The following is an 18,814-nucleotide window of genomic DNA, read 5'->3' as shown; positions in this document are numbered from 1 at the left end:
TCGTGGTTCTACTTGCCCGACGCCAGAGCGTCGGCGCCGCCGACGATCTCGGCGATCTGCTGAGTGATCTCCGCCTGACGCGCGTTGTTGCGCAGGCGGGTGTAGTCGGTGATGAGCTTGTCGGCGTTGTCGCTGGCGGACTTCATCGCCTTCTGCGTTGCGGCGTGCTTCGCCGCGGACGACTGCAGGAGGGCGTTGAAGACACGGCTCTGCACGTAGACCGGGAGGAGGGAGTCGAGGACGACCTCCGGGCTCGGCTCGAACTCGTACAGGGGGTACACCTGGCCGGTGTTCTGCTCGTCCGGGCCGGCCTCGACGACCTCGAGCGGGAGCAGTCGCACACGCTCGGGGCTCTGGGTCATCATGCTGACGAACCGGTTGTAGACGAGGTGGATCTCGTCGACGCCGCCCTCTTCGCCGCCGCGGTCGTAGGCGTCCAGCAGGGCGCCCGCGATCAGTTCCGCGGTGTTGAAGTGCGGGGTGTCGGTGTCGCCGACCCACTCCCCCTCGGCCCGCATGCGGCGGAACTGGAAGTAGCCCACCGCCTTGCGGCCGACGAGGTAGTACGAGACTTCCTTGCCCTCGGAGCGCAGCAGCTCGGCGAGCTCCAGCGCTTCGCGCAGGATCTGGGAGTTGAAGGCGCCCGCCAGTCCCCGGTCGGAGGCGAAGATGACGATCGCCGAACGGCGGATCACCTCGCGTTCCGTCGTGAGGGGGTGCTGGACGTTGGAGTACGTCGCGACCGCGGAGACGGCTCGCGTGACGGCTCGCGCGAAGGGCGACGACGCGCGCACGCGCGCCATCGCCTTCTGGATGCGCGAAGCCGCGATGAGCTCCATCGCCTTCGTGATCTTCTTGGTCGTCTGAGCAGAACTGATCTTCTGCTTGTAGACCCGCAGTTGTGCGCCCATTGGCTATCCCTACTGAGTCGTCAGCCCCGGCGGCCCTTGACGATCTTTTCCTGGTTCACATCGTCGGCGGCTGCTGCCGCGAACTCCTCGTGACCCGGGTTGTTGATCGCCATGCCCTTGCCGGACTGGAACTCGAGCACGAACTCGTCGACCAGCTTCTCGAGCTGGGCCGCCGTGTCGTCATCGAGGACATTGGTCTCGCGCAGCGTGTCGAGGATCGACGTGTTGCGCTTGAGGTAATCGAGCAGCTCGCGCTCGAAGCGCAGCACGTCCTCCACCGCGATGGTGTCGAGCTTGCCGTTGGTGCCGGCCCAGATCGAGACGACCTGCTCCTCCACCGGGTACGGCGAGTACTGCGGCTGCTTGAGCAGCTCGGTCAGACGCGCACCGCGGGCCAGCTGGCGCCGCGAGGCGGCGTCGAGGTCCGAGGCGAACATGGCGAACGCCTCGAGCGAGCGGTACTGCGCGAGCTCGAGCTTCAGCGTTCCGGAGACCTTCTTGATCGACTTCACCTGGGCGTCGCCACCGACGCGCGACACCGAGATGCCGACGTCGACCGCGGGACGCTGGTTGGCGTTGAAGAGGTCGGACTGCAGGAAGATCTGGCCGTCGGTGATCGAGATCACGTTGGTCGGGATGTACGCCGACACGTCGTTGGCCTTGGTCTCGATGATGGGAAGACCCGTCATCGAGCCGGCGCCCAGCTCGTCCGAGAGCTTCGCGCAACGCTCGAGCAGACGCGAGTGCAGGTAGAAGACGTCACCCGGGTAGGCCTCGCGGCCCGGCGGGCGGCGCAGCAGCAGCGACACGGCGCGGTAGGCCTCAGCCTGCTTCGACAGGTCGTCGAAGATGATCAGCACGTGCTTGCCGCCGTACATCCAGTGCTGGCCGATCGCCGAGCCGGTGTAGGGGGCGAGGTACTTGAAGCCGGCGGGGTCCGACGCAGGAGCGGCCACGATCGTGGTGTACTCCATGGCGCCGGCATCCTCGAGCGCGCCCTTGACGCCGGCGATCGTGGAGCCCTTCTGGCCGATGGCGACGTAGATGCAGCGCACCTGCTTGTTGACGTCGCCGGACTCCCAGTTGGCCTTCTGGTTGATGATCGTGTCGATCGCGATGGCCGTCTTGCCGGTCTGCCGGTCGCCGATGATGAGCTGGCGCTGGCCGCGGCCGACCGGGATCATGGCGTCGATCGCCTTGATGCCCGTCTGCATCGGCTCGTGCACGCTCTTGCGCGACATGACGCCGGGCGCCTGCAGCTCGAGCGCGCGACGGCCATCGGCTGCCACGGCGCCCAGGCCGTCGATCGGGTTGCCGAGCGGGTCGACGACGCGGCCGAGGTAACCGTCGCCGACGGGGACCGAGAGGACCTCGCCGGTGCGGGTGACCTGCTGGCCCGCCTCGACGCCGGAGAAGTCGCCGAGGACGACGACACCGATCGCGTGCTCGTCGAGGTTCAGCGCCAGGCCGGCGGTGCCGTCCGCGAAGCGGACCAGCTCGTTCGCCATCACGCCGGGGAGTCCCTCGACGTGGGCGATGCCGTCTGCGGCGTCGATGACGGTGCCGACCTCGGTCGCCGCGGCCCCGGAGGGCTCGTATGCGGCGACGAAGTCCTTCAGCGCGTCACGGATGACGTCGGGGCTGATGGAGAGTTCTGCCATGGTCTTCCTTCGTGTTCATGGGACCTCACGGCCCCGAAATCTCCGCTCCGCTGAGCGGGAAGCTCTAACCGGCCAGCTTTTGGCGCAGGTCGTGCAGACGACTCGACACGCTGGCGTCGATGACGTCGTCCGCGATCTCCACCCGCACTCCGCCGACGACCGAGGGGTCGATGACGACGTTGAGGGAGATCTCGGTGCCGTACCGCTGCGACAGCGCAGCGGTGAGGCGCTCGGCCTGCGGGGCGCTCAGCGGCCTGGCGGCGATGACCGTGGCCACCGACCGTCCTCGCTGCTGCGCGACCAGGCGCATCGCACGGCCGATCAGCTGCCGTACACGACGCTCGCGCGGCTGCTGCACAGCCGACGAGACGATGAGGGTCGTGGCCACGCTGGTACGGCCGCGCAGCAGACTCTCGACAAGCGTGCCCTTGGCCGACGCCTCGCCGAGGCGGCTGCCCAGAGCCAGTTCCAGTTCGGGATTGGCGGCGATGGTGCGCACCACCTCGAACAGCTCACCCTCGATGTCGGAGCCGGGCTCCGCGATCGCGGCGGCACGGATGCCGAGCTCCTCGATCCCGTCGACGAGGTCCGACGCCGAGGACCACCGCTGCTGCGCCGCGGCCGAGAGCAGGGACACCGTGGTGGATCCGTACGTGCCGAACACGTGCGAGACCACCTGTGCCCGCGCGCCGGGCGCAGCAGAGGAGTCGGCAAGCGCGCCGCTCAGCTGGGACGAGTCGCCCAGCGTCCGCGCCGCGGCGAACAGCTCGCGAGCGACGTCGAGGTCGACCGACGACGCCGCGGCGAGCGCGGCCGTCGTCGCCGCCCGGGCCTGAGTGGTCGCGCTGCCCATTACTTGGACGCCTCAGACGACTCGAGCTCGGCCAGGAAGCGATCCACGACGGCCTGAGCCTTCGCGTCGTCCGACAGGCTCTCGCCGATCACACCGCCCGCGAGGTCGAGGGCAAGCCCGCCCACCTCGCTGCGCAGCGAGACGAGCGCCGTCTGACGCTCGGCCTCGATCTGGGCGTGAGCGGCAGCGGTGAGGCGCGCTGCCTCGGAGGAAGCGGCATCCTTCGCCTCGGCGACGATCTTCTTGCCGTCCTCACGGGCGGCCTCGCGGATCTCACCGGCTTCCTTGCGGGCCTCGGCCAGCTGAGCGGTGTACTGCTCGAGGGCGGCCTCAGCCTTGCGCTGGGCCTCGTCGGCCTTGGCGATGTTGCCCTCGATCGAAGCGGCACGCTCGTCGAGCAGCGTCTTCATCTTGGGAAGGGCGACCTTCCACATGACGAACAGGATGATGACGAAGCAGACCGCCGACCAGATGATGTCGTACCAGGCGGGGATCAGCGGGTTGGGCGTGCCACCCTCTTCCGCGGCGTACGCGACAAGAGCGTTCAGCATCCTGTCTCCTTAGGGCTGGAGGGGGCGATTAGTTCGTGAAGATGAAGTAGGTGGCGATGCCGATGAAGGCGAGCGCCTCGGTGAAGGCGATACCGATCCACATGAGCACCTGCAGGCGGCCGGCCAGCTCGGGCTGACGGGCGACGCCCTCGATCGTCTTGCCGACGACGATGCCCACACCGATGGCGGGTCCGATGGCGGCGAGGCCGTAGCCCATCGTCGCGACGTTGCCGCTGAGCTCGGCGAGAACCGTAGTTGCATCCACGGGGGTTTTTCCTTTCGGTTATGGGCGGCTGTGAGCCGACCCGCTTAGTGCTCTTCGGCGACCGCGAGCTGGATGTAGACCGCGGTGAGGAGAGCGAAGACGTAGGCCTGGAGGACGGCCACGAGGATTTCGAAGAGTGTGAAGACGAAGCCGAAGGCGAGGGAGCCCGCAGCCAGCGCCGACCACCAGCCGCCGAGGTCGAGCAGGAAGAACTGCGTCGCGGCGAAGAAGAGGACCAGCAGCAGGTGCCCGACCATCATGTTCATCAGAAGTCGGAGGGTCAGCGTGACCGGCCGGATGATGAAGGTCGAGATCAGCTCGATGGGCGTGACGATGATGTAGATCGGCCACGGCACACCGGTGGGGAAGAGCGCGTTCTTGAAGAAGTTCTTCGGGCTCTTCTTGATGCCGGCGTAGATGAAGGTGACGTAGCTGACGACCGCGAGCAGCAGCGGAACGGCGACGATCGCAGTGCCGGCGATGTTCATGAACGGGATGATTCCCGTGATGTTCATGAAGAGCACCATGAAGAAGATCGTGCTGAGGATCGGCAGGAACCGCTGGCCGTCCTTCTTGCCGAGCAGGTCTTCGGCGATGTTGACCCGGACGAAGTCCAGCCCCATCTCGACGATGCTCTGGAAGCGGCCGGGGACGACCTTCATGCGTCGGGTGCCGAGCCAGAAGATCAGCACGATCGCGAGGGTCGCGATGAACTGGATCAGGTGGATCCGGTTGATGACGAGGTCGCCGAACTGGAAGACGGCTTCGGGGAAGAACTCGTCAATCGAGGGTCCGTGGAATCCGCCTTCGTCGGCGGTGGGGGCGATCAGTGTCGCAGCGTGAATCAACAGCGCGGGCTCCAGCTTCGGGGCGCCGGTGCGGGACCGGTGCGACGATGGTCGATGAGCGTCACTCCACAAATGCTCCGGGTGATGGAGCGGGGCGGGCGCATGTCAACACTATCAAACTCCCGGGGCGCTCAGAGCCGCCCGGGGGCGTCATCAGGCCCCTCACCGACTTCCTCGGCGGTCGGGAGGGTCACATCGCTCGCGTGCGGCACGCGCGAGCGCATCAGCACGATCACGTCGATGATGAGCGACGCGATGATGCCGACGACGAGCGAGACGAAGAACACGGTGGGGTTGAGCCACGCCTGCCCGCGCAGCACGAGCAGGACGATGATGAAGACGACGAACTTCAGGATCCAGCCGCCGAGAACGATGCCGAAGAAGATCGGCACATACAGCGCGTCGCCGTACCACCGGTTGGCGATGAGGATGCTCCCACCGGTGATGCCGAGGAAGGCGAAGGCCAGCCCGACGCCCACCAGGGCGCTCCACAGTCCTTCGACTCCCCCGGCCGCGTAGCCGGCCACGGCACCGATGACGGCGAGGATCGCCGTCACGGCGGCCGACCACAGCAGGGTGGTGCGCAGGACGGGGGTACTGGACACGGGGTTCGGGGTCATCGGGTCTCCTGAAGGGCGGGACGGGCGCGTCGGGCGGGCGTGAGGGTGACCACGAGGCAGGCGATGGCGCCGATGGCACCGAAGACGACGCCCGGCAGATACTGCCCGGGCCAGTCGGCCGTCGTACCGATGTACATCAGCAGCACCGCGAGGCTGACCACCGCCGTCCAGGCGTAGAAGATCAGCACGGCGTCGCGGTCGGAGTGGCCCATGTCGAGCATGCGGTGGTGCAGGTGCTTGCGGTCGGGTGAGAACGGGGACTTGCCGGCGCGCATGCGCCGCAGCACCGCCATGCCGAAATCGAGCAGCGGCAGCAGCACGACGACCATCGGGAGGAGGATCGGGATGAACGCACCCAGCAGCTGGGAGCGGCCGAACTGGTCGGGGTCGCCCAGCAGAGCGGGGTCGAGCGAGCCGGTGATCGATACGGCGGAGCAGGCCATCAGCAGCCCGATCATGAGGGCACCGGAGTCGCCCATGAACATCTTCGCGGGGTTCCAGTTGAACGGGAGGAACCCGATGCAGGCGCCGATGAGCACGGCGGCGATGAACGACGCCATCGTGAAGTAGGTCGCCGAACCCATGTCGCGCATGAGCAGGTACGCGTACGCGAAGAAGACCAGGTTGGCGATGAGCGCGACCCCGGCGACCAGACCGTCGAGACCGTCGATGAAGTTGACGGCGTTCATGACGATGACGATGGAGAAGATCGTCAGCACGAAGCTGACGGTGCTGGAGAATCCGGTGATGCCGCCGATGGGCAGGGTGTAGATCTGCAGCTCGCCGAACCAGGCGACGATGCCGGCGGCGAGGAACTGCGCCCCGAGCTTGATGGTCCAGTCCAGGTCCCAGAGATCGTCGGCGACGCCTACGAGCACGATGAGCGTCGTGGCGGCGAGCACGGCCCAGGGCGCCGGATCGGCCCAGAAGCTGCCGAAGCGGGGATCGGGGTGCATGGCCGAGACGGCGAAGGCCGCCACGATCGCGAGATACATCGCGATGCCGCCGAGACGCGGCGTCGGCGTCTTGTGCACGTCCCGCTCGCGGATGGCCGGGTACAGCTTGTATCGCAGGCTCAGTCGCCACACCGCCCAGGACAGCACCAGCGTCAGCGACGCGGTGAGGATGACGATGAAGACGTACTGTTTCACGCGCCGCCGCCGGCCGCCGCAGCGGCGCCGTCCGCCTGGTCGGGGTCGGCTTCGAGCAGGTCGCCGAGCACGCCCCGCAGCGCGGAGCGTGAGACGGCGCCGTCGCGAAGGACCCGCACGAACCCGTCGCCCTCCCCCACGAGCCCGGTCGCGTCGACGATGGTGGAGGGGATGCCGGTCTCGCGCGTGCCGGCATCCAGATACACCGCCACACTGTCGCCGAGCATGTCGATGGCCTCGTCGATCGCGACGGCGGCGGCCTTGCCGGTGCGGTTGGCGCTGGACACCGCCAGCGGACCGCACTCCTCGAGCATCTCCAGGGCGATGCGGTCGGCGGGCATGCGCACGGCGACCGTTCCGAACGTGTCGCCCAGATCCCACGCCAGCGACGGCTGCGCGGGCAGCACGATGGTCAGCCCTCCCGGCCAGAATTCCTCCACCAGGCGCTCGACGGGCTCGGGGATCTCGGCCGCCAAGGCCCGAAGCGTCGAGACACCGGGCACGAGCACCGGCGGCGGCGACTGGCGCCCCCGGCCCTTCGCCGCCAACAGTCGCGCCACGGCGGCCGGGCTGAAGGCGTCGGCGGCGACCCCATAGACGGTGTCGGTGGGGATCACGATGAGCTCGCCGCGGGCGATCGCCTGGCGTGCCTGACGCAGGCCAGGAAGCAGCTGCGTCTCGTCGCGGCTGTCGAATACGGGTGACATGGCCGTGTCAGTCTATCGGGGCGCCTTCGGAGCGCTGTCAGCGCCCTCCCGGGTGGTGCGCCGGCGCTCAGGGCCGGACGGCCGTGGTGGCGCGGTCCCGCAGAGTGAGGTCCTGGTGGGTGGCCGTCGCGCGCCAGCCGTCCGCCGTGAGCAGCTCGCGGATCGGGTCTCCCTGCCACTCGCCGTGCTCGAGCACGAGAGTCCCCCCTGCATGCAGCAGACGGCTCGCGACGCCGCTGATCACGCGCACCACGTCCAGGCCGTCCGCTCCCCCGTACAGCGCTGCAGGCGGGTCCCAGTCGCGCACCTCCGGGTCGCGCGGGATCGCCCCTTCGGGGACGTAGGGCGGGTTGGAAACGACCACGGAAACGGTGCCGTCAAGCTCGGGGAAGGCCTCGGCGAGGTCGACGAAGGCGATGCTCGCGTTCGGAGCACCCACGGCGCGGAAGTTCTCCTTCGCCCACACGAAGGCGTCGACGGAGTTCTCGGCCGCGTACACGCGGGCGTGCGGCACCTCGGTCGCCAGCGCCAGCGCGATGGCGCCGCTGCCGGTGCCGAGGTCCACGGCGACCGGGGTCGGCCCGGCGGCGGCCGAGAGGGCGTCGATCGCGATCTGGGCGACCGTCTCGGTCTCGGGGCGCGGCACGAAGACCCCGGGGCCGACCTTGAGCTCCAGGTGGCGGAAGGGGGCCAGGCCCGTCAGGTGCTGCAAGGGCTCGCGGGCAGCGCGGCGCTCGAGGAGGTCGGTGAAGACGTCGGCGTGCCCTGCGGACACGGTGTCGCCGCGCACCGCCGCGGCGTGCAGCTCACCGCGACCCACACCCATAACGTGCGCCAGCAGCAGCTGTGCATCGACGTCGGCGGATGCCACCCCGGCACGCTGCAGCAGGTCGGTGGCGGCGCGCAGCGTCTCGGCGATGCGCGCGGGTGCGGGTTCAGGGCGGGGATGGGGCATGAGCGGCATCCAGCCTAGACCGTCACAAAAGGCCCGACCCCCGAAGCGCCCCATAGGCTGGGCTCAGGACCTCCGCCCGTCGGTGAGGCCTCCCCGACTCGCACGAAAGGCAGACCATGTCAGGAATCCACCCCGACATCACGAGCGCATTCGGCAATACACCGCTCGTCAAGCTCAACGGCATCACCGAGGGCCTTCCGGGAACGGTGCTCGCCAAGCTGGAGTTCTACAACCCCGCCTCGAGCGTGAAGGACCGTATCGCGATCGCGATAGTCGACGCTGCCGAGGCGTCGGGCGAGCTGCCGCCTGGCGGCACGATCGTCGAGGCGACCAGCGGCAACACCGGCATCGCGCTGGCCATGGTGGGCGCTGCCCGCGGGTACCGGGTGATCCTGGCGATGCCGTCGTCGATGTCGATGGAGCGGCGCCTGCTGCTGAAGGCCTACGGCGCGGAGCTGGTGCTCACCGACCCCGCCGGCGGCATGAAGGGTGCGGTCGCCAAGGCCCAGGAGATCGTCGCCGAGACCCCCGGCGCCGTGCTCGCACGCCAGTTCGAGAACGCGGCGAACCCCGAGATCCACCGCAAGACGACCGCCGAGGAGATCCTGCGCGACACCGACGGCAAGGTCGACTACTTCGTCGCGGGCATCGGCACGGGCGGCACCATCACCGGCGTCGGCCAGGTGCTGCGCGAGCGCGTTCCGGAGGCGAAGATCGTCGCCGTCGAGCCGGCCGACTCGCCGCTGCTGACCAAGGGCACGGCAGGCCCGCACAAGATCCAGGGCATCGGACCGAACTTCATTCCGGCGCTTCTGGATCAGAGCGTCATCGACGAGGTCATCGACGTGGAGTTCACCGACGCCATCGCCACCGCGCGCGAGCTCGGCGTCAAGGACGGCATCCTCGTCGGCATCTCTTCGGGCGCCGCCCTCTGGGCCGCGCTGCAGGTCGCCGCACGCCCCGAGGCGGAGGGCAAGAACATCGTCGTGGTGATCCCCTCGTACGGTGAGCGGTACCTCTCCACCGCGCTGTACGAGGATCTGCGCGAAGACTGAGTCCCTCCGGCCCGGGCGGCAGCGCCGCCCGGGCCGTCATCATTCCCAGAAAGCAGGTGCGCGTGCACGGCATGCCCCTCTTCCCCGTGTCGGCTCCCGTCCTCAAGGCGAGCGCGTGAGCGCGCCGATGCGTGGCCTGATCGGGCTGGCCGGCCGGGTGCGTGAGGACATCGCCGCCGCGCGGCTGCGCGACCCCGCCGCCCGCAACGGGCTCGAGATCGCGCTGCTGTATCCGGGCCTTCACGCCGTGTGGTCGCACCGCGTCGCCCATGCCCTGTGGGTGCGCCGCCTTCGCCTTCCCGCCCGTGGTCTCTCACAGCTCACGCGGTGGCTCACGGGCATCGAGATCCACCCCGGGGCCCGCATCGGGCGCCGGTGCTTCATCGACCACGGAATGGGCGTGGTGATCGGCGAGACCGCCGAGATCGGCGACGACGTGCTGCTCTACCACGGGGTCACGCTCGGCGGCCGGACGCGCAACGGGGGCAAGCGGCATCCCACGCTCGGGGATCGCGTGCTGGTGGGCGCCGGTGCGAAGGTTCTCGGTCCCGTCACGATCGGTGCGGGCACCGCCATCGGCGCGAACGCCGTGGTGACCAAGGATGCCCCGGCCGACAGCGTGCTGGTGGGCGTACCTGCGAAGGCGCGCAAGCGCACACCCGGCGAGGACACCCGCGCGCTGCTGACGGCGCCGGAGTACTTCATCTGACGCGAGCGCGCTTCAGCGCACCTCGATACCCAGGACCCTCCCCGCCAGCGCGTGATCGCGCAGGTGCAGGATGACGGCGGCAGCCATCACCGTGAGTCCAGCGAGTTCGAGGGTCTCCTCGAACGCGGCAAGCGTCCACACGACGGGGTCGTTTTCGTCGCGCAGGAGCGACTCGACCTCGGCACCGGCGGTGGCGCTCGCGATCTCGATGCCGATGGCACCCCCGACGTACATCACCGCAGCGAGGATCATCAGCGCACGCGTGCGAGCGGGAAGACGCAGGACGAAGCCGATGACGAAGGGCGCGGCGATGAGCAGCACGATGCCGACGGGAATGACCCACGCGTACCAGAGCGGCCCGCCGGTGATGCCGAGCATGTTGCGCGTGGCATACATCAGGCTCTCGTGCAGAGCGGCGCCCTCGTCGAGCGAAAGGAAGACGAACACCACGGCGAAGATCACCCACATGCGCCGGTCTCGTCGGTCGGTCGTCGCCTGGGCGATCGCACCGAGCACCGCGCCGATGCCGAGGAGCAGCATCATGTTGAACCATGTCGGGATGCTGGTCTCGGAGTCCATGTCGAACGCGCCGACGACCCGCCCCTCATAGTTGAGCAGGCCGGGCCACGCCGCGCCGTGCACAGCGAAGTGCAGCAGCGCCAAGGCCGCGGTGATCACGCCCAGCACCACGATGACGGTGCGCGCCCGGATCGTCAGCCGCACCGGCGGACGCTGCGCCGCCGTCCGTCCCGAAGCATCCGTCGTGTCGTCGTCGACAGGCATCGCCATTTCATCCCCCAAAAGTCCCCTGACAAGCCCCCGGCGAACAGCTTCTGTTCATCTTCTCGTCACCCTGGGGACACCATAGCGCCACCGCGCGTCGCTGCGGCAACGCTCTGGTGTCCGTGATCGACGCGCATCACGCACCGCGTAAGGCCCTGTCTGCCGGCGGCGACGATCGGGAGGCAACTCCCTAGAAAGGTGCGGGTTCGTCGATGGCAGCGAGGGCCATGAACTCCAGCACCCGTCGGGGGATGTCGGTGTAGACCCTGCCGGTGGGGCTGGTCCATTCCAGGATGCCGTCGACTTTCTGCACCACGCTCCACCCGGTGCCGTGCTTGACGGGGTGATGTCGTCCGGGACACAGGTTCGCGAGATTGGTCACGCAGGTCGGTCCGCCGAGGGCGGCGTCGTGGGTGTGATCGAGGTCGCAGTGTCTGGCCGGTCTTCGGCACCCGAGGAACCGGCAGTGCTCGTCGCGGGCGTCGAGGTGTCGTCGCAACTCCCGGCTGGGTCGGTACGTGAGCACCTGTTCCACGGCGCCGGTGGTCGGGGAGGTGAACACCCGCTCCCACAACTCCGCGGTCGCGGCGAGGTGCCGGGCGGTGTCGGGGTCGATGGGTCCGTACCCAACCAGTTCCGCCGGTTCGCTTCCGATGCCGATGAGTGTGTTCGCGGGGATGACGATCTGCACCTGCGCGACGATCGAGGCACCCTCCGGGATAGCGCCGATCTCGGTCGGGGCGGTGGCGTTTCCGGTGAGGAGCAGGTCGGTGAGCACGTCGGCGCGGATCTGGTCCATGGTGCGCCGGTCCGTCGCGAGGACGTCGGTGGCGGTGGGTGCCGCGGCCGCGGCTGCCGCTTTCGCGGCGGCGGTGCGGTGGGCGTCGGTGATCTCGCGGGCGTGCCGGTTCAGCCGGTCCCGGATCGCGTACGCCAGCTCCGCCGGCAGCAGCGCGGTGATCTCCGCCATCCCCTCATCGAGGTCCCGCACCCATACCCGCCTCCCCGCGGCGGCCTCCTTGTGCCGTTCTTCGAGCGGCACAGGGTTGAGTTTCTGCGCGAGCATCAGGACGATCGGCTTCGCCCGCCCCGGGATGTCCCCCTCGCACACCACCAGCGCGGCCTGCTCGAACCGGGCCCGCGCGTCGGGGTCGGTGATGCGGGCACCGGCGTCCTGGATGATCCGGGCATGGACCCGGTCGATCCGGTCCTCGCGCAATGCCTCGAACGTCGCGGCGAACTCGTCCACCAGCAGGGTGGCGTCGTGCATACGGTCGCGCATGCCGTGGTCCGAGCGGCGCAGCACCGCCGCGATCTCCGCAGCCATCCCTCGTAATGGCAGCTCCCGCTCCCGCCCTTCACTGGACGGGATGCGCGCGGTCTCCGCCTGCGCGACCGCTTCGCCCTGGGAGATGAACCACGCCTCATCGGCATCCACCTCCGCCCGACGCCGCCGCACCCCCTCCAGCCCGGACACCACCTGCTCCCGCGACAAGACAGCCGTCCGTGCGGGGGCGGTGGCGGTGGTGGAGGAGGTGTTCATGCCCCCAATCCTGCCCACACCCACCGACATCAGAACCCTCAGAAAGCACGCGTGACCTGGGCTTGTGGACAACTCATCTCATCAGCACCCTGGGGAGGAAGCGGACCGACCACCCGGCACACCAGCCGTGGCCCACAACCAGGAAGGACCGGCCACCGGCACCCGCGAACCCCCTACCCGCACCGCACTCTTCTTGAACCATGCGCCCCCGCGGCAGCTACTCACGCCGGGCGTCGCGGCGCTCGTCGGCCTTGCGCCGGATGAACACCATCGGCAGCAGCACCGTCGCGACCGCGGTGACCACCCACACCACCACCGGAGCGAGGATCCACGCCAGGCCGCCCGTGATGCGCAATCCTCCGACCGGGAGCAGCACCACGACAAGCAGGGCCACCAGCGTCGAGATGATGCCGATGCCCCCCAGCAACGCGGGGGCATATCGCCGCGCCACCTTCGCGATCCAGGGCGACAGCACGCTCTGCAGGACGGCGAAGATCACGATGCAGACGACGAAACCCCACCAGTCGGCCCACACGATTTGGAAGCCCGACACGGTGACATCGGCCACGATGAGCCCGAGGGCCGCCGATGCCAGGAAGACCAGGGCGCGCAGCAGGAACATGACCATGCGGCGACCCTAGCGACTCCCCCGCGTCCGGCCCAGGGGTCGAAGACCCCCGTCAGGACCCGAGCGCCGCCAGTCGCGCCTCTTCGTCCGCGGCGATCGCCGACTGCACGATCGGCTCGAGCGCGCCGTCCATCACCTGGTCGAGGTTGTACGCCTTGTAGCCGGTGCGATGATCGGCGATGCGGTTCTCCGGGAAGTTGTAGGTGCGGATGCGCTCCGAGCGGTCCATGCCCCGGATCTGCGACTTGCGCGCATCGGAGGCCGCGGCATCCCGCTCCTCCTGCTGCTTCGCCAGCAGCCGCGCACGCAGCACGCGCATGCCGGCCTCGCGATTCTGCAGCTGCGACTTCTCGTTCTGCATCGACACGACGATCCCGGTGGGCACGTGCGTGATGCGCACCGCCGAGTCGGTGGTGTTCACCGACTGACCGCCGGGCCCCGACGAGCGGAACACGTCGATCTTCAGGTCGTTCGGGTCGATGTGCACTTCGTCGGGCTCGTCCACCTCGGGGAACACCAGCACGCCGGTGGTCGAGGTGTGGATGCGCCCCTGGGACTCCGTCGCCGGCACGCGCTGCACGCGGTGCACGCCGCCTTCGTACTTCAGGTGCGCCCACACCCCCTGCGCGGGGTCGCTCGACGAGCCCTTGATCGCGATCTGCACGTCCTTGTAGCCGCCGAGGTCGGACTCGTTGCGGTCCAGCACCTCGGTCTTCCACCCCTTGGATGCCGCGTACTGCACGTACATCCGCAGCAGGTCGGCGGCGAACAGCGCGCTTTCGGCGCCGCCCTCGCCCTGCTTGATCTCCATGATCACGTCGCGGGCGTCGTCGGGGTCGCGCGGGATGAGCAGCCGCCGCAGACGCTCCTGCGTGGCAGTGACCTGCTCCTCGAGAGCGGGGACCTCCTCGGCGAAGGCCTCATCGTCCTTGGCGAGCTCGCGCGCTGCCTCGAGGTCGTCCGCCGCCGCGACCCACGCGTCGTGGGCCGCGACGATGCGCGACAGCTCGGCGTAGCGCCGGTTCACCCGCTTGGCGCGGGCGGCGTCGGCGTGCACCGCGGGGTCGGAGAGTTCCTCCTGCACCGCGCGGTGCTCGTCGATCAGCCCGCGGACGGACTCGAACATGCCGGCGTCGGACACGGTCGACTCCCGCTCAGCGGATGCTGTTGTCGTTCGCGTGGCTGCTGCCGCCGGGGGCGGGCATCGACTTCTGCATCTGCACCAGGAACTCGACGTTCGACTGCGTCTCGCGCAGCTTTCCGAGCACGACCTCCAGGGCCTGCTGCGGGTCGAGCCCGGCGAGGGCGCGACGCAGCTTCCACGTGATCTTGACCTCGTCGGCCGACAGCAGCATCTCTTCGCGACGCGTGCTCGAGGCGTTGACATCGACGGCCGGGAAGATGCGCTTGTCGGCGAGCTGACGACTCAGGCGCAGCTCGCTGTTGCCGGTGCCCTTGAACTCCTCGAAGATGACGTCGTCCATCTTGGACCCGGTCTCGACCAGAGCCGTGGCGAGGATCGTGAGCGATCCGCCGTTCTCGATGTTGCGCGCAGCTCCGAAGAAGCGCTTCGGCGGGTACAGCGCCGAGGCGTCGACACCACCGGTCAGCACACGGCCCGAAGTCGGTGCCGAGACGTTGTAGGCCCGGCCCAGACGGGTGATCGAGTCCAGCAGCACGACCACGTCACGGCCCAGCTCCACGAGGCGCTTGGCGCGCTCGATGGCGAGCTCGGCGACCGTGGTGTGGTCCTCGGCGGGACGGTCGAAGGTCGAGGCGATGACCTCGCCCTTGACGGTGCGCTGCATGTCGGTGACCTCTTCGGGCCGCTCGTCCACGAGCACGACCATCAGGTGCACCTCGGGGTTGTTCGTCGCGATCGCGTTGGCGATCTGCTGCAGCACGATGGTCTTGCCGGCCTTCGGGGGCGCGACGATGAGGCCGCGCTGACCCTTGCCGATGGGGGCGACCAGGTCGATGATCCGCTGGGTCAGCTTCTCGGGGGCCGTCTCGAGGCGCAGACGCTCCTGCGGGTACAACGGCGTCAGCTTGCCGAACTCCACGCGCTCAGCGGCGTCGTCGACGGACAGGCCGTTGATCGAGTCGACCTTGACCAGCGCGTTGTACTTCTGGCGACCGGTCTGCTCGTTCTCGCGGGGCTGCTTGATGGCACCGACGACAGCGTCACCCTTGCGCAGGTGGTACTTCTTCACCTGGCCGAGCGAGACGTAGACGTCGCTGGTGCCGGGCAGGTAGCCGGTGGTGCGGACGAAGGCGTAGTTGTCGAGCACATCGAGGATGCCGGCGATCGGGATGAGAACATCGTCGTCGCCGATCTCGGTGTCGAACTCGTCGTTCTGACCACCCTGCGGGCGACGCTTGTTGCGCTGGCGACCACGGCCACCCTGACCCGACTCGTCGTCGGATTCTGCGGGCTGTGCCTTCTCGGCCGGCTCGGGGGCGTTGCCGCCCTGCGCGTTCTGGCCTGCGGCGGCATCCTTGTTGCGGTTGCGGTTGCGGTTGCGCGAACGGCTGCGCGAGCGCGACGGCGTCTCACCATCGGACTGCTCGCCCTCGGAGGACTTGTCGCCCTCGGAGTTCTGGTCGCCGTCGCTGCGGCTGCCAGCGTCGGCACGGTTGCCCGCGTCGGCACGGTTGCCCGCGTCGGCACGGTTGCCCGCGTCGGCACGGTTGTCGTCGCTCTTGTCGGCGTCGGCCTTGTCCACCCGAGCCTCGGCCGCGGGTGCGGCGTCGCTCTCGGGAGCCGCAGTGCCGGCGTCGTCGGTCTTGGCGTCCTCCGCCGGTGCCTCGGCGACAGCCTCGGCCGCCTTGGCGGTGCGGCTGCTGGCGCGACGCGAGCCGGTCTTGCGAGCCGTGCTCTTCGCGGGCGGCGCCTCGACGGTCTCGGCGGCGGGCGCCTCGACGGTCTCGGCAGCGACATCGGCGGATGCCGCGGCGGGCGCGGCCTGCGCAGCGTTGCTCGCCGCCGGAGCTTCGACCGGAGCTTCGACCGCGGCGTCGGCGGACGGCTCTGCGGCCTTCTCGGCCAGGTCGCTGCTCTTGGCACGGCGCGGAGCGCGCTTGCGCGGCGCCTTCGCCGGCTTCTCTTCCGCGGGGGCGGCTTCAGCCGGAGCCTCGGTCGCGCCGTTCTCGACGGCGGAGACGGACTCGAGCACGTCGGCGGTCTCGGTCTCAGCAGGCGTCTGGGCGGCGGCCTCGTCGCCCTCCGCCGGCTCCGCGGCAACCTCGCCGTCGGCAGCAGGTGCGCCCTCTTCAGGTGCTGTGGTCACGGCCTCATCCACGGGCGTGCCTTCGCCCTCGGTGTCGCCGTCGGTACGGATCTCGGAGATGGACTCCACGAGTACTCCCTTGCGTGTTATCGGATATGCCGGATCGCGTTCGATCCTTGCGGCCGGTGTCCGGTTCCCGGATTGAACATGGGAAACGGCGCAGCGCAATCAGATCGGGATGGATGCAGCAGTTCGCAGAATTGCGACGGAGGCCAGATTCACGGGTTTACGTGGAACCCTCCGTTTGGTCCCTCACTGTACCACCCCTGACATCGACGGCGAGCATGAGGGGCTCCCACGGAGTGTCCGTCACGCGCGCGGCGATGTCCGCCGCGACCAGGCGTCGTCCTGGCCCGTCGGCGAGCACCAGCACGCTGGGGCCGGCGCCCGACACCACGGCCGCGAATCCCTCGGAGCGCAGCGCCCGGACGAGCCGATCGGTCTCGGGCATGGCCTGGGCGCGGTAGGACTGGTGCAGCTTGTCCTCGGTCGCTGCGAGCAGCAGTTCGGGGCTCTGGGTGAGCGCGGCGATCAGCAGGGCAGAGCGCGAGACGTTGAACACCGCATCCTCCCGCGGCACCTGCAGGGGCTGCAGGCTGCGGGCCAGCGACGTCGACATCGTGAAGCCGGGCACCAGCACCAGCGGCGCAACGCCGCGGTGCACGAGCAGCTTCTTGTGCTGGGGTCCGGACTCGTCGAGCCACGCGATGGTGAGCCCACCGAACAGCGCCGGGGCGACGTTGTCGGGGTGCCCCTCGAGTTCGGTCGCCAGCCGCAGCAGGGCGTCGGGCCCGATCTCGACGTCTCCGGCGAGAAGTCCCTTCGCCGCGAGCAGGCCCGCGACCACCGCCGCCCCCGAAGACCCCATGCCCCGCCCCTGCGGGATGACGTTGTGGGCGCGCAGGCGCACACCCGGCATCCGACGGGCGTAGGCCTCGTAGGCGTAGGCCATGGCCCGCACCACCAGGTGAGACCCATCGCGCGGCACGTCCGCCGCACCCTCGCCCGTGACCTCGATGTCGAGTTCGCCCTCGGGGAGCGCCGTGACCGTCAGCTCGTCGTACACGCTGAGCGCGAGGCCCAGCGTGTCGAACCCGGGACCGAGGTTGGCGCTCGTGGCGGGCACGCGCACGACGACCGTGCGCCCTTCGACAGGCTCCGGGACCGCGCCGCCCCCCACCCCTGCGGCGGATGTGGTCACGCGGTGGCCCCGGCGACCAGTCCCAGCACCGAGGCGACCTCGCTCGTTGCGGCATCCACGACGATCGGCTCGACCGCGGAGCCGTCGGCGGTGCGCAGCGCCCACTGCGGGTCCTTCAGGCCGTGACCGGTGACGGTGAGCACGACGCGCGCGCCGGCGGGGATGATGCCCGCCTCGGCACGGTCGAGCAGTCCCGCGACGCTGATGGCGGATGCCGGCTCGACGAAGATGCCGACGGCGCCGGCCAGCAGCTTCTGCGCGGCGAGGATGTGGTCGTCGTCGATGGCGCCGAACCACCCGTCGGTGGCATCCCGAGCCTCGAGCGCCAGCTCCCACGAGGCGGGGTTTCCGATGCGGATGGCGCTGGCGATCGTCTCGGGGTGGCGCACGACCTCGCCGCGCACGAGCGGGGCGGAGCCCTCGGCCTGGAAGCCGAACATGCGGGGCACGCGGGTGGCGGCGCCACGGGCGGCCTCCTCGCGGTATCCCCGCGAATAGGCGGTGTAGTTGCCGGCGTTGCCGACGGGGATGAAGTGGAAGTCCGGGGCGTCGCCGAGCTGCGAGACGACCTCGTACGCGGCGGTCTTCTGACCCTCGATGCGGTCGGGGTTGACCGAGTTGACCAGGTGCACCGGATAGTGGTCGGCCAGCTCGCGGGCGATCTCGAGGCAGTCGTCGAAGTTGCCGCGGATCTGGATGAGGCGGCCATTGTGGGCGACGGCCTGGCTGAGCTTGCCCATCGCGATCTTGCCCTCGGGCACGAGCACGGCGGCGGTGATGCCGGCGTGCGCGGCGTAGGCGGCCGCCGACGCCGACGTGTTGCCGGTCGACGCGCAGATGACCGCCTTCGCACCGTGCTCGACGGCGCGCGAGAGCGCGACGGTCATGCCGCGGTCCTTGAAGGAGCCGGTGGGGTTCATGCCCTCGTACTTGACCCACACGTCGGCCCCCGTCATCTGCGACAGCGCGGGCGCCGGCAGCAGCGGCGTGCCGCCCTCACCGAGGGTGACGACGGTCGACGTTCCGGTGACTCCGAGACGGTCTGCGTATTCGCGGAGCACTCCGCGCCAGAGATGTGCCATG

At 69.4% G+C, this 18,814-nt stretch carries 19 protein-coding genes; 2 read left to right on the top strand and 17 right to left on the bottom strand.

Going from position 1 to position 18,814, the window contains the following annotated elements:
• Nucleotides 1–8: 8 nt before the first annotated feature.
• From QNO21_RS03610 to prmC, 10 genes are all read right to left on the bottom strand, one after another.
• The gene (locus QNO21_RS03610; protein ID WP_257519438.1) at nt 9–911 is read right to left on the bottom strand and encodes a F0F1 ATP synthase subunit gamma; all 903 of its coding nucleotides are present in this window, start codon (nt 909–911) and stop codon (nt 9–11) included.
• A gap of 20 nt (nt 912–931) precedes the next feature.
• A complete protein-coding gene (atpA, locus tag QNO21_RS03605; RefSeq protein WP_257517223.1) occupies nt 932–2,572 on the bottom strand; it encodes a F0F1 ATP synthase subunit alpha in 1,641 nt (546 codons plus the stop codon).
• Nucleotides 2,573–2,636: 64 nt separating this feature from the next.
• Nucleotides 2,637–3,425 (bottom strand): F0F1 ATP synthase subunit delta, encoded by a 789-nt coding sequence (locus tag QNO21_RS03600; RefSeq protein WP_257516956.1) that lies wholly within the window; start codon nt 3,423–3,425, stop codon nt 2,637–2,639.
• Nucleotides 3,425–3,976, bottom strand: a complete 552-nt coding sequence (locus QNO21_RS03595) for a F0F1 ATP synthase subunit B (protein ID WP_257495043.1) — start codon at nt 3,974–3,976, stop codon at nt 3,425–3,427. The genes QNO21_RS03600 and QNO21_RS03595 overlap by 1 nt, the downstream gene beginning before the upstream one ends.
• Nucleotides 3,977–4,004: 28 nt before the next feature.
• Complete coding sequence (gene atpE / locus QNO21_RS03590) at nt 4,005–4,241, bottom strand: ATP synthase F0 subunit C (protein WP_141380743.1); 237 nt, start codon at nt 4,239–4,241, stop codon at nt 4,005–4,007.
• A 44-nt stretch (nt 4,242–4,285) separates the two neighbouring features.
• Nucleotides 4,286–5,089, bottom strand: coding sequence for a F0F1 ATP synthase subunit A (gene atpB, locus QNO21_RS03585; RefSeq protein ID WP_306813542.1), 804 nt, complete (start codon nt 5,087–5,089; stop codon nt 4,286–4,288).
• Nucleotides 5,090–5,220: 131 nt separating this feature from the next.
• The gene (locus tag QNO21_RS03580; protein ID WP_257519439.1) at nt 5,221–5,709 is read right to left on the bottom strand and encodes a Cg1360 family ATP-synthase-associated protein; all 489 of its coding nucleotides are present in this window, start codon (nt 5,707–5,709) and stop codon (nt 5,221–5,223) included.
• On the bottom strand, nt 5,706–6,860 hold the full coding sequence (locus QNO21_RS03575) for an MraY family glycosyltransferase (protein WP_257519440.1): 1,155 nt from the start codon (nt 6,858–6,860) through the stop codon (nt 5,706–5,708). The genes QNO21_RS03580 and QNO21_RS03575 overlap by 4 nt, the downstream gene beginning before the upstream one ends.
• Nucleotides 6,857–7,567: an L-threonylcarbamoyladenylate synthase gene (locus tag QNO21_RS03570; protein ID WP_257519441.1), complete on the bottom strand. Its 711-nt coding sequence runs from the start codon at nt 7,565–7,567 to the stop codon at nt 6,857–6,859. The genes QNO21_RS03575 and QNO21_RS03570 overlap by 4 nt, the downstream gene beginning before the upstream one ends.
• Nucleotides 7,568–7,634: 67 nt before the next feature.
• Nucleotides 7,635–8,522: a peptide chain release factor N(5)-glutamine methyltransferase gene (gene prmC, locus QNO21_RS03565; RefSeq protein ID WP_257519442.1), complete on the bottom strand. Its 888-nt coding sequence runs from the start codon at nt 8,520–8,522 to the stop codon at nt 7,635–7,637.
• 116 nt (nt 8,523–8,638) lie between these two features.
• On the opposite strand from prmC, the gene cysK reads away from it, so the two are divergent.
• A complete protein-coding gene (gene cysK / locus QNO21_RS03560) occupies nt 8,639–9,577 on the top strand; it encodes a cysteine synthase A (RefSeq protein ID WP_257519443.1) in 939 nt (312 codons plus the stop codon).
• 127 nt (nt 9,578–9,704) lie between these two features.
• On the top strand, nt 9,705–10,286 hold the full coding sequence (gene epsC, locus QNO21_RS03555; RefSeq protein ID WP_257519587.1) for a serine O-acetyltransferase EpsC: 582 nt from the start codon (nt 9,705–9,707) through the stop codon (nt 10,284–10,286).
• Nucleotides 10,287–10,298: 12 nt separating this feature from the next.
• On the opposite strand, the gene QNO21_RS03550 is transcribed toward epsC, so the two are convergent.
• From QNO21_RS03550 to thrC, 7 genes are all read right to left on the bottom strand, one after another.
• Nucleotides 10,299–11,069, bottom strand: a complete 771-nt coding sequence (locus QNO21_RS03550) for a DUF8692 domain-containing protein (protein WP_257519444.1) — start codon at nt 11,067–11,069, stop codon at nt 10,299–10,301.
• 190 nt (nt 11,070–11,259) lie between these two features.
• Nucleotides 11,260–12,612, bottom strand: coding sequence for an HNH endonuclease signature motif containing protein (locus QNO21_RS03545; protein ID WP_257519445.1), 1,353 nt, complete (start codon nt 12,610–12,612; stop codon nt 11,260–11,262).
• 217 nt (nt 12,613–12,829) lie between these two features.
• Nucleotides 12,830–13,240: a hypothetical protein gene (locus QNO21_RS03540; protein WP_257515807.1), complete on the bottom strand. Its 411-nt coding sequence runs from the start codon at nt 13,238–13,240 to the stop codon at nt 12,830–12,832.
• Nucleotides 13,241–13,292: 52 nt separating this feature from the next.
• Nucleotides 13,293–14,366 (bottom strand): peptide chain release factor 1, encoded by a 1,074-nt coding sequence (prfA, locus tag QNO21_RS03535; RefSeq protein WP_257519588.1) that lies wholly within the window; start codon nt 14,364–14,366, stop codon nt 13,293–13,295.
• A gap of 28 nt (nt 14,367–14,394) precedes the next feature.
• On the bottom strand, nt 14,395–16,599 hold the full coding sequence (gene rho / locus QNO21_RS03530; RefSeq protein ID WP_374211415.1) for a transcription termination factor Rho: 2,205 nt from the start codon (nt 16,597–16,599) through the stop codon (nt 14,395–14,397).
• Between the two features lie 157 nt (nt 16,600–16,756).
• Nucleotides 16,757–17,731 (bottom strand): homoserine kinase, encoded by a 975-nt coding sequence (gene thrB, locus QNO21_RS03525; RefSeq protein WP_257519446.1) that lies wholly within the window; start codon nt 17,729–17,731, stop codon nt 16,757–16,759.
• Complete coding sequence (gene thrC, locus QNO21_RS03520) at nt 17,728–18,813, bottom strand: threonine synthase (protein ID WP_257519447.1); 1,086 nt, start codon at nt 18,811–18,813, stop codon at nt 17,728–17,730. Before thrC ends, thrB begins: the two co-directional genes overlap by 4 nt.
• Nucleotide 18,814: the final 1 nt, after the last annotated feature.

This window comes from Microbacterium sp. zg-Y818 (assembly GCF_030246905.1).
GTDB lineage: Bacteria > Actinomycetota > Actinomycetes > Actinomycetales > Microbacteriaceae > Microbacterium.
The sequence above is the reverse complement of the archived record's forward strand: the minus strand, read 5'-3'. Positions and strand labels throughout refer to the sequence as shown.

What these genes read in the sequence shown, in the direction of transcription:
- QNO21_RS03550 (WP_257519444.1), bottom strand. Translation starts at nt 11,069, where the DNA reads ATGCCTGTCGACGACGACACGACGGATGCTTCGGGACGGACGGCGGCG.
- QNO21_RS03540 (WP_257515807.1), bottom strand. Translation starts at nt 13,240, where the DNA reads ATGGTCATGTTCCTGCTGCGCGCCCTGGTCTTCCTGGCATCGGCGGCC.
- thrC (WP_257519447.1), bottom strand. Translation starts at nt 18,813, where the DNA reads ATGGCACATCTCTGGCGCGGAGTGCTCCGCGAATACGCAGACCGTCTC.
- QNO21_RS03595 (WP_257495043.1), bottom strand. Translation starts at nt 3,976, where the DNA reads ATGCTGAACGCTCTTGTCGCGTACGCCGCGGAAGAGGGTGGCACGCCC.
- cysK (WP_257519443.1), top strand. Translation starts at nt 8,639, where the DNA reads ATGTCAGGAATCCACCCCGACATCACGAGCGCATTCGGCAATACACCG.
- QNO21_RS03570 (WP_257519441.1), bottom strand. Translation starts at nt 7,567, where the DNA reads ATGTCACCCGTATTCGACAGCCGCGACGAGACGCAGCTGCTTCCTGGC.
- prfA (WP_257519588.1), bottom strand. Translation starts at nt 14,366, where the DNA reads ATGTTCGAGTCCGTCCGCGGGCTGATCGACGAGCACCGCGCGGTGCAG.
- QNO21_RS03610 (WP_257519438.1), bottom strand. Translation starts at nt 911, where the DNA reads ATGGGCGCACAACTGCGGGTCTACAAGCAGAAGATCAGTTCTGCTCAG.
- QNO21_RS03580 (WP_257519439.1), bottom strand. Translation starts at nt 5,709, where the DNA reads ATGACCCCGAACCCCGTGTCCAGTACCCCCGTCCTGCGCACCACCCTG.
- atpA (WP_257517223.1), bottom strand. Translation starts at nt 2,572, where the DNA reads ATGGCAGAACTCTCCATCAGCCCCGACGTCATCCGTGACGCGCTGAAG.
- epsC (WP_257519587.1), top strand. Translation starts at nt 9,705, where the DNA reads ATGCGTGGCCTGATCGGGCTGGCCGGCCGGGTGCGTGAGGACATCGCC.
- QNO21_RS03545 (WP_257519445.1), bottom strand. Translation starts at nt 12,612, where the DNA reads ATGAACACCTCCTCCACCACCGCCACCGCCCCCGCACGGACGGCTGTC.
- QNO21_RS03600 (WP_257516956.1), bottom strand. Translation starts at nt 3,425, where the DNA reads ATGGGCAGCGCGACCACTCAGGCCCGGGCGGCGACGACGGCCGCGCTC.
- prmC (WP_257519442.1), bottom strand. Translation starts at nt 8,522, where the DNA reads ATGCCCCATCCCCGCCCTGAACCCGCACCCGCGCGCATCGCCGAGACG.